Raw genomic sequence first — 13,852 nt, forward strand, 5'->3', positions numbered from 1 at the left:
GAGCCCGGGAACCCCGCGTCGCGCGGCTTCCCATGACTCCCGATCACCCGTTACCCCGCCCCGGCACTGCCTCCACCGGGCCGTCCGGCGCTTCACCCGAACGGGGTTCGCCCGCGCACCCGGCGACCGGTTCCGGGGGAGCGGGAAGTCGGACGGGCCGACTTCCCGCTCCCCCGGCTGCACACACTGATCCGAAAGGCAGGACTTAACCGGGGTGGGTGAGGGAGTCGATCCAGGTGCGGATCGCGGCTGCCGTGGTGGCGGCGTCTTCCCGGGCCAGGGAGAGGTGGTTGCCGGGCACCTCGACGCGCTCGTGTGGCAGCGGCCAGGACGTGCGCCAGGAGTCGCCGTCCGCGCGCGCCGCCATCAGCGGGGTCGGGCGCGCGGCGCCGATGAGGAGGGTCGGGGTGTTCACGGGCTCCGGGCGCCAGTCCAGGAAGAGCCCGGTGTAGGCGCCCATGGCCGCGACGGCGGCGTCCTCGTCTCCGGTGGACCCGTCCGCGCTCACGTCCGCGGCGAGGTACGGGGCCGGTGGGGCGGCCAGGGCGGTCAGCCAGTCCGTGGAGTGGTTGCCCTGGTGGACGAGATACGTGTCGATCAGCACTTGCCCCAGGGGAGCGGATCCCCTGAGTTCGAGGCGTCGGGTCACGGCGTGCGCGACGGCGCCCCCGGCGGAAGCACCGACCAGGACGACGGGCCGGTTGCCGACGTGCCGCAGCACCGTCTCGGTGTGGAGGCGGGCGAGCGTCTCCCGGTCGGCCGGAACGGCGTACCCCGCGCCGATGCCCGGGTGTGGGAACTCCAGGACCTCCAACTCGCCATCGAAGCAGGCGTGCAGGGCCGCGAACCCGCCTCCCGGGAATGCGGGGAGCGGACGGTGGTCGGGGAAGAAGACCACGACCGGGGAGCCGGCGCGGCCCCGGGCCCGGCGCAGCGGCGGCACGGCGTGCTCCGCGGCGTCGTCGGCGCCGAACGTCGCGGCGGCCGAGGAAGCCGCGACCACCAGGTGCATCGCGGCCGCCGGCCGGCCCTGCTCGCAGAGCGCGCGGTACAGCGCCGCGAGCGTCTGCGCGGGACGGCCGGTGAGCGGTGCGGGCCGTCGGCCGGGCTGCTCACGCGGTGTGCCGTCGGGCAGGTCGTTGGACAGATCGTCGAGCAGGTCGAGTACGTGACTGGCGAGGTCCTCGATCGCCGGGTGCTCGAACACGACGGCCGCGGGCAGCCGCAGGCGCAGGGCCGTACTCAGTCGGCTGCGGAACTGGACGGCCGTCAGGGAGTCGAAGCCGAGCTCGGCCAGGGTCCTGCCGGCGGGCAGGTCCTGCGCGCCGGAGTAGCCGAGCACCGCGGCCACGTCGCCGCGCAGCAGTTCCGTGAGCGCGGCCCCGCGCTCCTCGGCGGGCAGCCCGGCCAGCAGCGTGCGCCACGCCCCGGGCTCCGAGCCCTCCCGGCCGCCCGGCGGCGGTTCGGTCTCACCGCTCTGCACTTCGGCGGCGGGCCGACCGTGGCGCGCCAGGTCGCGCAGCGGCGGCGGTAGTTGCCCTGCGGCGGCGCGCAGCGCGGCCCGGTCGAGCAGGACCGGCGCGAGTACGGGGGCTCCCGTCCGCAGTGCCGCGTCGAACAGGGCCAACCCTTGGGCGGGGGTGAACGCCCGGACCACGTCGTCGGGCCTCGGGTGCCCCGCGCCCTCGGTCAACTGGGCTGCCATGCCCGCGTCGTGACCCCACATGCCCCACGCCAGCGAGACGGCGGGCAGACCGGCGGCGGCCCGGTGCTGGGCGAGCGCGTCCAGGAACGCGTTCGCCGCGGCGTAGTTGCCCTGGCCCGCCCGGCCCAGCACGCCCGAGATCGAGGAGAACAGGACAAAGGCCGACAGGCCCCGGTCGCGGGTCAACTCGTGCAGGTGCCAGGCCGCGTCCGCCTTCGGCCGCAGGACCGCCGCCAGCCGCTCGGGGGACAACGCGGCCAGCGCTCCGTCGTCGAGGACCCCGGCGGCGTGCACGACGGCGGTCAGCGGGGGGTCGCACTGCTCGATCAGCTCGGCGAGCCGGGCCCGGTCGGCCACGTCGCACGCGACGATCCTGACCTGCGCGCCCCGCTCCCCCAGACTCGCGCGCAGGGCGTCGGCGCCCGGTGCGTGCGGGCCGCGCCGCCCGGTCAGCAGCAGGTGGCGGACCCCGTACGCGTCGACCAGGTGCCCGGCCAGGTCCGCGCCCAGTGCTCCGGTGCCGCCGGTGATCAGCACCGTGCCGTCCGGGTCGAAGGCGCCGGAGCGGCGGGGCTGGGCACTCTCGGCCGGCCAGGGCTCGGGCAGGTGGACCGTCGCCGGGACGCCGACCAGCCGCGGCACCGTCGCCGGGACGCCGACCAGCCGCGGCACCGTCGCCCGCCCGGCGCGCAGGGAGAGTTGGGGCTCGCCGCTGGCGGCCGCCGCGGGCAACAGGCGCAGGGAGGCGGGGTCCTCGTCCACGTCGATCAGGACCACGCACCCCGGCAACTCCGACTGCGCCGTACGCACCAGCCCCCAGACCGCGGCTCCCGCCAGGTCCGGCGTGGGTGCGGTGGCGTTCCGCGTCACCACCACGAGCTGCGAGCCCGCGGTGACCGGATCGTCCTGCCAGTCCTGTAGGGCCTTGAGCACCCGGGTGGTCAGCAGGTGGACGTCGGCCAGCGGGCCGCGGTCCGTTTCCGATTCCGAGCCGACGGCGGTGAGCGCCAGGTGGCGGGGCGGGGCGGTGGCGTCCGCGCCGGCCGCGGGCGAGGACGGGCCGGCGAAGGGGACGAAGGCGCCGAGGTTCAGTTGGTCCGGCCCGAGGACCGTCCAGCCCGCTGACTGCGGTGCCCCGCCGGGCAGTGCGACGGGGACCCAGTCGGGGCGCAGCAGGGCGCGCTGGGCGATGTCCTGTCCGGGGTCGCGGTGTCCGGCCGGAAGCTCCCTGGTGGAGAGGGAGTTGACGCGGGCCACCAGGCGGCCCGCCGGGTCGGCGAGCGTGATCGAGAGCGCGCCGCCTTCCGAGGCGGGGCCTGCCTCGCCGACCGGCGCGATCCGCACCCGCACCGTCGACGCCGCGGCGGCGTGCAGGCACACGCCGCTCCACTGGAACGGCACCCGGGCGCCGCCCGCGCCCCCGTCCGCGTCCGCGCCCCCGCCCGGGTCGGTTCCCGGGGCGTGCGCGGCGAGCATCGAGGCGTGCGCGGCGGCGTCCAGGAGCGCGGGGTGGATGCCGTACCGGTCCGCCTCGGCCGTCCACGGCTCGGGCAGCCGGACCTCCGCGAACGCCTCCGCACCCCGCCGCCACAGCGCGCGCACGCCGCGGAACGCGGGCCCGTAGGCCAGACCGCGCTCCGCCGCGGCTTCGTAGGCGCCGGCGGGATCGATCTCCGCGGCGCCGGGCGGCGGCCACTGCGTCAGGCCGTGCCCCTCCGGTGCCGTACCCGGCTCGGGCGTGCGGGTGAGCAGGCCGGTGGCGTGCGGCGTCCAGGCGGGATCGGCGGCCTCGGCGGCCTCCACCGGTCGCGCGTGGATCTCGACGGACCGCCGACCGGAGTCGTCCACCGCCCCCACCACGACCTGGACCCGTACCCCCGCAGCGGGCAGCGCGAGCGGCCGCAGGATCACGAGCTCCTCCAGCGTGCCGCAGCCGGCCGCGTCGCCCGCGCGCACAGCCATCTCGACGAACGCCGTCCCCGGCACGAGCGGCGCCCCGCCGACGACGTGGTCGGCGAGCCACGGCTGGGCACTCGCCGACAGCAGGCCGGAGAGCACCGTGCGCCCGGTGCCCGGCACCTCGAACGGCGGGCCGAGCAGCGGATGCTCGCCGGGGCCCGGGTGGGCCCCGGCCCCGGCCCCGGCCGGGCGCAGGGGGTCCAGCCAGTACCGCCGGCGCTGGAAGGCGTAGGTCGGCAGCTCCACGCGCCGCAGCCCGCGCTCCGCGAACACCGCGGGCCAGTCGACGCCGGCGCCGCGCACGTGGAGCCGGGCCACGGCCGCCAGCAGCGTGTCCGGCTCCCGCTCGCCGTCGCGAGCCGCGAAGGCGAACACCGGGCCGCCGCCGTCCTGGAGCACCGGGCCGCCGTCCTGGACGGCCGGGCACTCCTGCGCGTAGGCGGTGAGCACGGGCTGCGGGCCGAGTTCCAGGAAGCCCCCGACGCCGTTGGCGCCCAGCCACTCCACGGCCTCGGCGAACCGGACGGGAAGCCGCGCGTGCCGCACCCAGTAGTCCGCGGAGCCCAGTTCCTCGGGCGCCGCCCGAGATCCCGTCACGGTGGAGACCACCGGGATCCGCGGCGGCCGGAACTCCAGCGTCTCGGCGACGCGGCGGAACTCGTCGAGCACCGGGTCCACCAGCGGCGAGTGGAAGCCGTGGCCGACCTTGAGCCGCGTGCTGCGGCGGCCGCGGGCCTCGAACCGCGCCGCGACGGCGAGCACCGCGTCCCGCGCGCCGGAGACCACCACCGCGCGCGGTCCGTTGACCGCGGCGATCGCCACGCGGTCGGCCACGTCCACGAGTTCGGGCAGGACCTCGTGCTCCGCCGCGTCGAGGGCCACCATCGCCCCGCCGTCGGGCAGCGCCCGCATCAGCCGCCCGCGCGCCGCGACCAGACGTACGGCGTCGGCGAGGTCCAGCACTCCGGCGACGTGCGCGGCCGCCAACTCGCCCACGGAGTGCCCCGCCAGGAAGTCGGCCCGCACGCCCCAGGACTCCACCAGCCGGAAGAGCGCCACCTCGTAGGCGAACAGGGCGGCCTGGGTGAAGTCCGTGCGGTCGAGCAGGGCGTCCGGCGAGCCCGGCTCGGCGCGGATCACCGTGCGCAGCGGCCGGTCGAGTTCGCCGTCCAGCGCGTGGCAGACCTCGTCGAAGGCCTCGGCGAACGCGGGGAACGCCTCCCGTAGCTCCTCGCCCATCCGCGTGCGCTGCGCGCCCTGCCCGGTGAACAGGAAGGCGGTGCGGGTGCGCGGGTCGGCCAGGCGCGTCAACGCCCCGGCGCCGGGCGTGCCGTCGGCGGGCGTGCCGTCGGCGATCGCCCGGAGTCCGGCCAGCATGCGCTCGCGGTCCGCGGCCGGCACCATCGCCCGGTGCGTGAGCGCCGACCGCGACACCGCCAGCGAGAAGCCCACGTCCGCCGGCGAGAGGCCCGGCCGGGCGGCGACGTGGTCGGCCAGCCGCCGCGCTTGGGCCCGCAGGGCCGCCTCGTCGGCCCCGCCGACCAGCCACGGCACCGCCAGCCCCTGGGGCCGCGCGGGTTCCTGCAGCGGGGCGCGGTCGGCGGCGGCCGGCTCCTCGATGATCACGTGCGCGTTGGTGCCGCCGATCCCGAAGGCCGACACGCCGGCCCGGCGCGGCCGGCCGGCGGGCGCGGGCCACGGCCGGGCGGCGGTCAGCAGCTCGACCCGGCCCGCGGACCAGTCGACGTGCGGGGTGGGGGCTGCCACGTGCAGGGTCCTGGGCAACTCGCCGTGCCGCATGGCCTGGGCCATCTTGATGATCCCGGCGACTCCGGCGGCGGCCTGGGTGTGTCCGAGGTTGGACTTGACGCTGCCCAGCCACAGCGGGGGCTCCTCCGGCCCCCGGCCCCGGCCGTAGCCGGCGAGCAGCGCCCGCGCCTCGACGGGATCGCCGAGCGCGGTGCCCGTCCCGTGCGCCTCCACGGCGTCCACCTCGTGCGCGCGCAGCCCGGCGTCGGCCAGCGCCAGCTGGATCAGGCGCTGCTGGGCGCGGCCGTTGGGCGCGGTCAGGCCGTTGGACGCGCCGTCGGAGTTGACGGCGCTGCCGCGCACCACGGCCAGCACCGGGTGTCCGTTGCGGCGCGCGTCGGACAGCCTCTCCAGCAGCAGCACCCCGGCGCCCTCGGCCCAGGCGGTGCCGTCCGCCGTGGCCGAGAAGGACTTGCACCGGCCGTCGGGTGCGAGGGCGCGCTGGCGGCTGAACGCGACCAGCGGGTTGGGCGTCGCCATCACCGTGACGCCGCCGGCCAGCGCCAGCGAGCACGCGCCCGAGCGCAGCGCCTGGGCCGCCTGGTGCACGGCGACCAGCGAGGACGAGCACGCCGTGTCGACGGTGATCGCGGGCCCGCGCAGGCCGAACACGTAGGAGAGCCGGCCGGAGGCCACGCTGCCGGCCGAGCCCAAGGCGAGGTGGGCCTCCAGTTCGTGCTCGGTGAAGCGGGAGGCGTAGTCGCCGTACATCACGCCGAGGAAGACGCCCGTGTCGCTGTCCCGGACGGACGCCGGGTCGATCCCGGCCCGCTCCCACGCCTCCCAGGTGACCTCCAGCAGCAGCCGCTGCTGCGGGTCCATGGCGAACGCCTCGCGCGGCGAGATGCCGAACAGGCCCGCGTCGAACTCCGCGGCGCTGTGCAGGAATCCGCCGCTGCGGGTGTAGCAGGTGCCGATCCGGTCCGGGTCGGGGTCGTAGAGGGCGGCGAGGTCCCAGCCCCGGTCGGTCGGCAGGTCCGAGATCGCGTCCGTGCCCTGCGACACCAACTCCCAGAGCCCTTCGGGGGATTCCACGCCACCGGGGTAGCGGCAGGCCATGGCGACGATCACCACCGGGTCCCGGTCGTACGGCTCCTCCGGCTCGGCGGTCCGCGGTGCGGTGACGGCCTCGGCTGTGGGTACGGCAGGCTCGGCGGTGAACAGTTCGGTGTGCAGGTGGCGGGCGACGGCGGCAGGGGTGGGGTGGTCGAAGACCAGCGTCGTCGGCAGGCTCAGCCCGGTCGACGCCGCGAGCCGGTCGATCAGCTCGATGGCGCCGAGCGAGGTCAGCCCGAGGTCCGCGAAGGAACTGTCAGCGAACGAACCGTCCGCCTCAGGCCCGCGCTCCGGCGCGCGGCCGCGGACCCGGGCCGTCTCGGCGCACACCCTCTCGCACAGCGCGCGTTCCTGCTCCTCCCGGGGCAGCGACAGCAGCCCGCGGCCCAGGGAGCCCCCGGCCGGGGCCGGGGCCGGCGCCGCAGCCGGGTCGCTGAGCACCGCATGGCGGACGATCTTGCCCGACGGCGTGCGCGGGACGGCCGCGATCTCACGGACCTCGACGGGGACCTTGTGCTCCGCGAGCTGCGAGCGGCAGACGTCGAGCACCAGCCGCGGGTCCAGGCCCTCCGGGCCGGGCACCACGAAGGCGACCGGGACCTCGCCGAGGACGCCGTGCGGCAGGCCGAGGACCACGGCGTCCCGCACCCCGGGACAGCCCCGCAGGACGTGCTCGACCTCCGTGGGGTGGATGTTCTCGCCACCCCGGATGATCAGTTCGCTGACCCGGCCGGTGAGGACGAGGTGGCCGTGTTCGGCGCGCCGCCCGAGGTCCCCGGTCCGGTACCAGCCCTCGCGCAGCGCGGCGGCCGTCGCCTCCGGCTGGTCGTGGTAGCCCGTCATGAGATTCGGACCGCTGACCCAGATCTCGCCCTCGCCGCCCGCGAGGACGTCGGCCCCGCTGTCCGGATCGACGACGCGGACCTCGACCCCGGGTACCGGCAGTCCGCAGGACCCGTCGACCCGGGGGCCGTTCGGGCGGGCCACCGCGATCGCGCCGCAGGTCTCGGTACTGCCGTAGACGTCGAGCAGCGGCGCGCCGAGCGTCTCCTCCACCGCCCCGCGCAGCTCGGGCGGGCACGGCGCGCCCGCCGTGACGCAGAGCCTCAGCCCGGGCCGCGGTGCGGGGAGCGGGGTGTCCTTCGCCGAGGCCATCAACCGGTGGTACGTCGTGGGGACGCCCGCCAGGACGGTGAACGGCCCGCCGAGGGCTGCGCTCGGGGTGCGCAGCGTGCGCCACAGGTCGCCGGGCGTCAAGGCCTCACCGGGCGTGGGCAGTTCGCCGGCGATCGCGGTGCTCGCGCCGACGGCCGTGGTGCCCAGGATCGCGAGGGAGTGCCCGAAGCTGTGGAACAGCGGCAGCGGCCACAGCAGCCGGTCCTCGGAGGAGAGCCCGAAGAGCGGCGCGTAGCAGGCCGCCACCGACCACAGTGCGCTGCGCTGTGTGGAGAGCACGCCCTTGGGGCGGTGGGTGGTCCCGGAGGTGTAGAGCAGCCAGGCCGGATCGTCGAGCCCCAGATCGTCGGGGGCCGCGGGCCCGTCCCCGGTCGAGGCCGCAGCCTCGAAGAGGACGGTGCCGTCGGGGGCGTTCGAGGGGATCGGGCCCGCCCCGGTGAGCACGGTGTGCAGGCCGCGGTACGCGGCGCCGAGGCGGTGCAGCTGCGTGAGGTGCGCGGGGTCGGTGATGATGGCCGAGGCGCCGCTGTCCCGCAGGTAGTAGTCGAGTTCGTCGTCAGAGGAGCGGGGATTGAGCAGGACACCGACCGCCCCCGCCCGCAGCACGGCGAGGCAACCCTCCACCAGCTCCACGCAGTTGCCCAGGCAGAGCGCCACCCGATCCCCGCGCCGGACCCCCGCCCGCACGAACGACCCGGCCAACCGCCCGGTCCGCCGCTCCAACTCGGCGTAGCTGACGCCGCGCGAGAAGTCGTGGAACGCCACCCGCTCCGCCGACCGTTCGGCGTGCCTCTTCAGCAACTCCGGCAGCGGCCGCACCAGATCGTCATACCGCAGTTCACCACTCACGCCCCGGCTCCGACCTCTCGCCACTCGCGACCCACTCCCCCGTCGATCCCCTCCGTACCCAGTAACACACGGGCACAGACCGAGTCCTGCGGACTCGCCGCAGCTGCGCTTGCGGCCGCCGAGGAACCGCGGCACTTCGAGGCAGCAATCAGGCCTCTGACCTGCGGAAACAGCAGCTCTCCAGCCCGGGAGGGCGCGAGGGCACAGCGCCGTGGACTTTGAGCGCTGCCCCCGATACCGCCCTCCCCGTCCGGCGCCCGTGTCAGGCTGGGGGAATGCTCTCCGACTCCGCCGCCCCCAACGCCTGGCACACCCCGGCCGAACTGGCGCCGCTCGACGGCAACGAGGCCTTCCGCGGCACCGATGCCGGGACGGTGCTGGACTTCTGGCGCTACGCGATGCCCGACTTGCGAACCAACACCACCCGGGGCCTGCTCGCGGAATTCCTGGTCCACCGCGCCGTCGGCGCTGTGGCACGCAACATGGAATGGGACAGCTTCGATGTCCTGACGCCTGACGGGCTCAGGATCGAGGTCAAGACCAGCGCCTACCTCCAAGCCTGGGGGCAGCGTCAGCTGTCGGAGATTCGCTTCTCCCGGCTGCGCGGACGCACCTGGACTCCCGAGGACGGTGACGCCGCAGAGCAGTCCTACAACGCGGATGTCTACGTCTTCGCCCTCCATATCGCGCTCACCCACGCCGACTACGACCCGCTCGACATCGGCCAGTGGCGCTTCTACGTTGCTTCCCGTGCTCTCGTGGAGGCCACCGGACAGGCCAGCCTGGGCCTTGCTTCCGTACGCCGGCTGTGTGGCGAACCCGTCGACTACGAGGAGCTCGCGGTCCGGATCTCGGCCTGCTCCCTCCAGTCACCCTCAACTGGCGGAGCCACCGAAGCTGCCACCGCCACTGCGTGACAGCGCGCTGGAAAGCCGGCAGGCCGAACACACACCTCCGTCAAGGCGCTGCCGCTGCCGGCGCTTCGCGTGGCCGGTGGGCGTCCTTGAGCCGGTCAGCACCGACCTGACCACGCCTGATACCTTGCCATCGCCGTGGTGTACGGGAAACCGGTCTGAGTCCGGTGCGGCCCTCGCCACTGTTGCCGCGGAGTTCCGCGGCCCTCGCTGACCGGCTTTTCCAGCGGTCAGGGCCACTGGGCGGGCTGGAAGAGCCGTCCGGGAAGGTCGGCTGCGGCGTGTTGATGCGGAAGCCAGGAGACCGGCCACGGCGCGACATGTTCCACGAGGGTTTTGGAGAACACGTGCCCAGCGGTCTGCTGTATCCGTTTCGATCGATATGTTCCGTTCGTCCCACAGGTCCGATACGTGTCGGCCGGGTGGTCGCGGCCGTCCTGTTCACCGGCGCGCTCGGGGCTTGCACCGGCGCCCCCGCGCCCGCCACGTCCGGCGGGGCGGCCGGAAGTGCCGCGCCGGTGAGCGTGGACAACTGCGGGACGACCGTGACGGTCGGCGCGCCGCCCGCCCGGCTGGTGACGCTCAACGAGGGTGCCACCGAGGTGGCCCTGTCCCTCGGCCTGCAGTCCCGCATGGCCGGTACCGCCTACCTCGACGATTCCGTCCCGGAGAAGTGGAAGGCGGCCTACGACTCCGTCCCGGTGCTCTCCAAGGACTACCCGACGAAGGAGAAGCTCCTCGCGGCCCGTCCCGACTTCCTGTACGCCTCCTACTCCAGCGCGTTCACCGACAAGGTCGCGGGCAGCCGGGACGAGCTGCGCGGCCAGGGCATCCCGTCGTACCTGTCCCCGTTCGGCTGCTCGGACAAGAGCCAGGTGCCGCCGACGACCTGGCAGGCGGTGTGGGGTGAACTGAACGACGTCGCCGAGGTCTTCGGTGTCACGGAGCGGGCCGCCGCGATCCAGCAGCAGCAGGAGCAGCAGCTCGCCCAGTTCACGGCGACGGCCGCGGGCAAGGGTCTGAAGGTCCTGTGGTACGACTCGGACACCAAGTCGCCGTTCGTCGGTGCCGGCCACGGCGGACCTCAGCTCGTGCTCGATGCCGTGGGCGCCCGCAACGTCTTCGGGGACCTGCCCGGTGGCTGGCAGAACGTGAGCTGGGAGAAGGTCGTCGCGGCGGACCCGGACGCCATCGTGGTCGCGGACGCCGGCTGGGACACCGCCCAGTCCAAGATCGACTACTTGGAGAACGACCCGGTGCTGAGCAAGCTCACCGCCGTGCAGCGCAAGGCTTTCGTGGTGGTGCCGTTCTCGGAGTCGACTCCCGGCGTGCGGCTCGCCGACGGTGCCGCCCGGGTGTCCGCAGGGCTGGGCCAGCTGCACCCGGGTTCATGACCACCGAACCCCGCCCCGTCGTGCGGCCCTCCGGTCCGGGCCGCGCGACGGCGGCCCTGGCCATCGGTGCGGCCCTGCTGCTGACCACCGTGCTCCTCGGCCTGGCCGTGGGCTCGCAACCCGAGCCGGTCCGGACGGTGATCGATGTCGTGGCGCGCCGTCTCGGGCTGGGCGGCCAGCACGTCACGCTGCTGGACGACCAGATCGTCTGGCAGTTGCGGCTGCCCCGGGTTCTGGGAGCGGCTGCCACCGGCGCAGGCCTCGCGGTCTGCGGCGCGGTGCTGCAGACGCTGACCGGGAACGACCTGGCCGATCCCTTCCTGCTCGGGATCTCCGACGGAGCCGCCGCAGGCGCGGTCACCGTGATCGTCCTCGGCGTCGGCGTGACCGGCGCCGTGGGCACCGGCGCGGTGGCGACGGCGGCCTTCGCCGGTGCCCTGCTCGCCGCCGCCGTCGTCCTGGCACTGGCCGGCGCCCGCACCCGGTCCCTACCGACCACCCGGACCGTGCTCGCCGGCATCGCGGTGGGGCAGATGTGCGGGGCCTACACCTCGTTCGTCGTGCTGGTCCTCGGGGACCGCAACGCGGCGCGCGGTGTCATGGAGTGGACGCTCGGCTCGGTCGCCGGCGTGCGCTGGCCCACCGCCGTCTTCCTGACCGCGGTCGCGCTGGTCGGCGTCACGGTCCTGGCCTCCTCGGCCCGCGACCTGGACGCCTTCGCCTTCGGCGAGACCGCCGCCCGCTCCCTCGGCGTCCACGTCGAGCGCACCCGCTGGCTCCTCGTCGCCACCGCCGCGCTGGTGACCGCGTGCCTGGTCGCCAACACCGGCGTCATCGGGTTCCTCGGCCTGGTCGTACCGCACGTGGTCCGACTGGTCTGCGGCCCGCGCCACGCCCTCCTGCTGCCCGTGTCGGCACTGGTGGGTGCGTCCCTCCTGGTGGGCAGCGACATCGTGGCGCGCTCGGTCCTGCCCGACCGGGAGATCCCCGTCGGCGTCATCACGGCCGGACTCGGAGCGCCCTTCTTCGCCTGGCTGCTGTGGCGCCAGGGGCGGGCCGAGGGGGGACCGCAGTGACCGTGACGCCGCCCGCCGAGCTGCGCGCGGAGGAGCTCCGCGTGCGCATCGGCGGAGCCACGCTGCTGGACGCGGTCTCGCTCGCGTTCGCCCCCGGCCGGATCACGGGCCTGCTCGGGCCCAACGGCGCCGGGAAGACCACCCTGCTGCGCGCGGTCGCCGGACTGACCCGGCCGAGCGCGGGGCGCGTCCTCCTGGACGGAGAGGACCTCCACGCCCTCACGGCCCGCCGACGAGCACGACGGGTGGCCTTCATGGAGCAGCAGGCGGACACCCGGTTGTCACTGCTGGCCCGTCAGGTCATCGAGCTCGGACGCACGCCGTACCGCAGCCGCTGGCCCGTGCCGATGGACTCCGCCGCCGACGCCCACGAGCGGTCCGTGTTCGCCGATGCCGTTGCCGCGGCCGACGTCGGACACCTGCTCGACCGGGCCTGGCCGACGCTGTCGGGCGGCGAACGGCAACGGGTCCAGCTCGCGCGGGCGCTGGTGCAGGAGCCCGGCGTGCTCCTGCTCGACGAGCCCACCAACCACCTCGACCTGCGCCACCAACTCGGCTTCCTCGGCGCCGTGCGCGGGCTGGGCGTCACCACGGTGGCCGCGCTGCACGACCTCGAACTCGCCGCCGCCTACTGCGACGAGGTCGCCGTCCTGCTCGACGGCCGGCTGGTCGCCCACGGGCCCAGCTCCGACGTGCTCACCTCGCCCACGATCGCGCACGTCTACGGCGTCGACGTGACCGTGGAACGACACCCCCGGCACGACAGGCCGCACATCCGGTGGAACGGACTGCTCCCCGAAGGGACATCACCATGACCCTCCCCGCCCCGGGCGCACCCGCCCGCCGCAGTGCCACGCTCCTGGTCGGCATGTCGATCGGGGAAGCCGTCCGTCGTGACGAACTCCTCCGGACCGCGGCGTCGCACCGGGCCTCGATCGCTTTCCTGCAGCAGGCGGACCCCTCCCTGTCGGCCGAGCTGACCAGGCTGGCCGACGCGGGCACCGAGACCGTGGTCGTGATCGGCGTCCGCCTCGCGGCTTCCGGCCCGGGCCAGTCCTGGCTACGGCGGATCGCGGCGCACTGGTGGCGCGAGCGCGCGGGCCACCGTCCCGAACTCCTCGTCGCGACCCGCCTCGCCGACTCACCGGACGCGGTCCCCGCGGTGGCCGCGGTGACGAAGGCCATCACCGGCGAGGAGCCCGGCCTCACGTCCGCGGCCTGGGAGGACGTCCCCGGCCACCGGCACCAGGTCCTGGTGTGCCGCGGCCCGCGTTGCGCGGCCCAGGGCGCGGAGGAGGGGCTACGCGCCCTGGTACAGAAGCTGACCGAGCACGGCCTCGGCGACGACGACGTGCTCGTCACCCAGACGGGGTGCCAGTTCCCCTGCAACCAGGCCCCCGTCGTCAGCGTGCAGCCGGACGACGTCTGGTACGGGAGGATCGACCCGGCCGTCGCCGGCCGCATCGTCACCGAGCACCTCGCCGACGGACGACCGGTCGAGTCCCACCGGCTCCCCCGCCACAGGAGCTGACCCACGCCGAAGGCCAGAGGCCCTGCCGGAGACACCTCCGGCAGGGCCTCTGTCGGTCAGTGGCCACCGGGGCCCGCGCCGCAGGCGAACAGTTTGTGCCGCGGAGGAAACGTGCTGATGACGGGCGGTCCGGGCGGTTCTGACGGGGGGTCGGAGCGGCTTGACACCCTGGTCGGGGGGCGCGTCTACTTGTCGACGCGACTCCTCGTTCGGTGAGGCGTCTGCACGGATACAGGCCACTGATCCGACGACGTCGAGAGACGCCCAGGGTCAGGACAGGTCTCCTCGGCTTAATACTGCAACCGCATCTGGGGGGTGTGTCCTCGGCGTTTGTAGTGGGAGTTGCGGGCGCGGGCTTGGCTTCGTCGTCGGAAGTGTGACCA

Annotated in this window: 6 protein-coding genes and 1 riboswitch; of the genes, 5 read left to right on the forward strand and 1 reads right to left on the reverse strand. The window is 74.9% G+C overall.

Features of this window, described 5'->3' with window-relative positions:
• Positions 1-205: 205 nt before the first annotated feature.
• The gene (locus ACFWPI_RS36795; protein WP_380380287.1) at positions 206-8,554 is read right to left on the reverse strand and encodes a type I polyketide synthase; all 8,349 of its coding nucleotides are present in this window, start codon (positions 8,552-8,554) and stop codon (positions 206-208) included.
• Between the two features lie 275 nt (positions 8,555-8,829).
• On the opposite strand from ACFWPI_RS36795, the gene ACFWPI_RS36800 reads away from it, so the two are divergent.
• The 5 genes from ACFWPI_RS36800 (at position 8,830) to ACFWPI_RS36820 (ending at position 13,469) form a co-directional block, all read left to right on the forward strand.
• Entirely contained in the window at positions 8,830-9,471 is a 642-nt protein-coding gene (locus ACFWPI_RS36800) for a hypothetical protein (protein WP_380380289.1), read from the forward strand.
• A 119-nt stretch (positions 9,472-9,590) separates the two neighbouring features.
• Positions 9,591-9,796, forward strand: a riboswitch (cobalamin riboswitch).
• 94 nt (positions 9,797-9,890) lie between these two features.
• Positions 9,891-10,862 carry an ABC transporter substrate-binding protein gene (locus ACFWPI_RS36805; protein WP_380380291.1) on the forward strand — a complete coding sequence of 324 codons (972 nt, stop codon included), beginning with the start codon at positions 9,891-9,893 and terminating at the stop codon, positions 10,860-10,862.
• Positions 10,859-11,938 carry an iron ABC transporter permease gene (locus ACFWPI_RS36810; protein ID WP_063352369.1) on the forward strand — a complete coding sequence of 360 codons (1,080 nt, stop codon included), beginning with the start codon at positions 10,859-10,861 and terminating at the stop codon, positions 11,936-11,938. Before ACFWPI_RS36805 ends, ACFWPI_RS36810 begins: the two co-directional genes overlap by 4 nt.
• A complete protein-coding gene (locus ACFWPI_RS36815) occupies positions 11,935-12,753 on the forward strand; it encodes an ABC transporter ATP-binding protein (RefSeq protein ID WP_380380293.1) in 819 nt (272 codons plus the stop codon). Before ACFWPI_RS36810 ends, ACFWPI_RS36815 begins: the two co-directional genes overlap by 4 nt.
• Entirely contained in the window at positions 12,750-13,469 is a 720-nt protein-coding gene (locus tag ACFWPI_RS36820) for a ferredoxin (protein ID WP_079136529.1), read from the forward strand. Before ACFWPI_RS36815 ends, ACFWPI_RS36820 begins: the two co-directional genes overlap by 4 nt.
• The last annotated feature ends 383 nt before the right edge of the window (positions 13,470-13,852 follow it).

It is taken from the genome of Kitasatospora sp. NPDC058492, assembly GCF_042720685.1.
Classification (GTDB): domain Bacteria; phylum Actinomycetota; class Actinomycetes; order Streptomycetales; family Streptomycetaceae; genus Kitasatospora.

What these genes read in the sequence shown, in the direction of transcription:
- ACFWPI_RS36820 (WP_079136529.1), top strand. Translation starts at nt 12,750, where the DNA reads ATGACCCTCCCCGCCCCGGGCGCACCCGCCCGCCGCAGTGCCACGCTC.
- ACFWPI_RS36810 (WP_063352369.1), top strand. Translation starts at nt 10,859, where the DNA reads ATGACCACCGAACCCCGCCCCGTCGTGCGGCCCTCCGGTCCGGGCCGC.
- ACFWPI_RS36800 (WP_380380289.1), top strand. Translation starts at nt 8,830, where the DNA reads ATGCTCTCCGACTCCGCCGCCCCCAACGCCTGGCACACCCCGGCCGAA.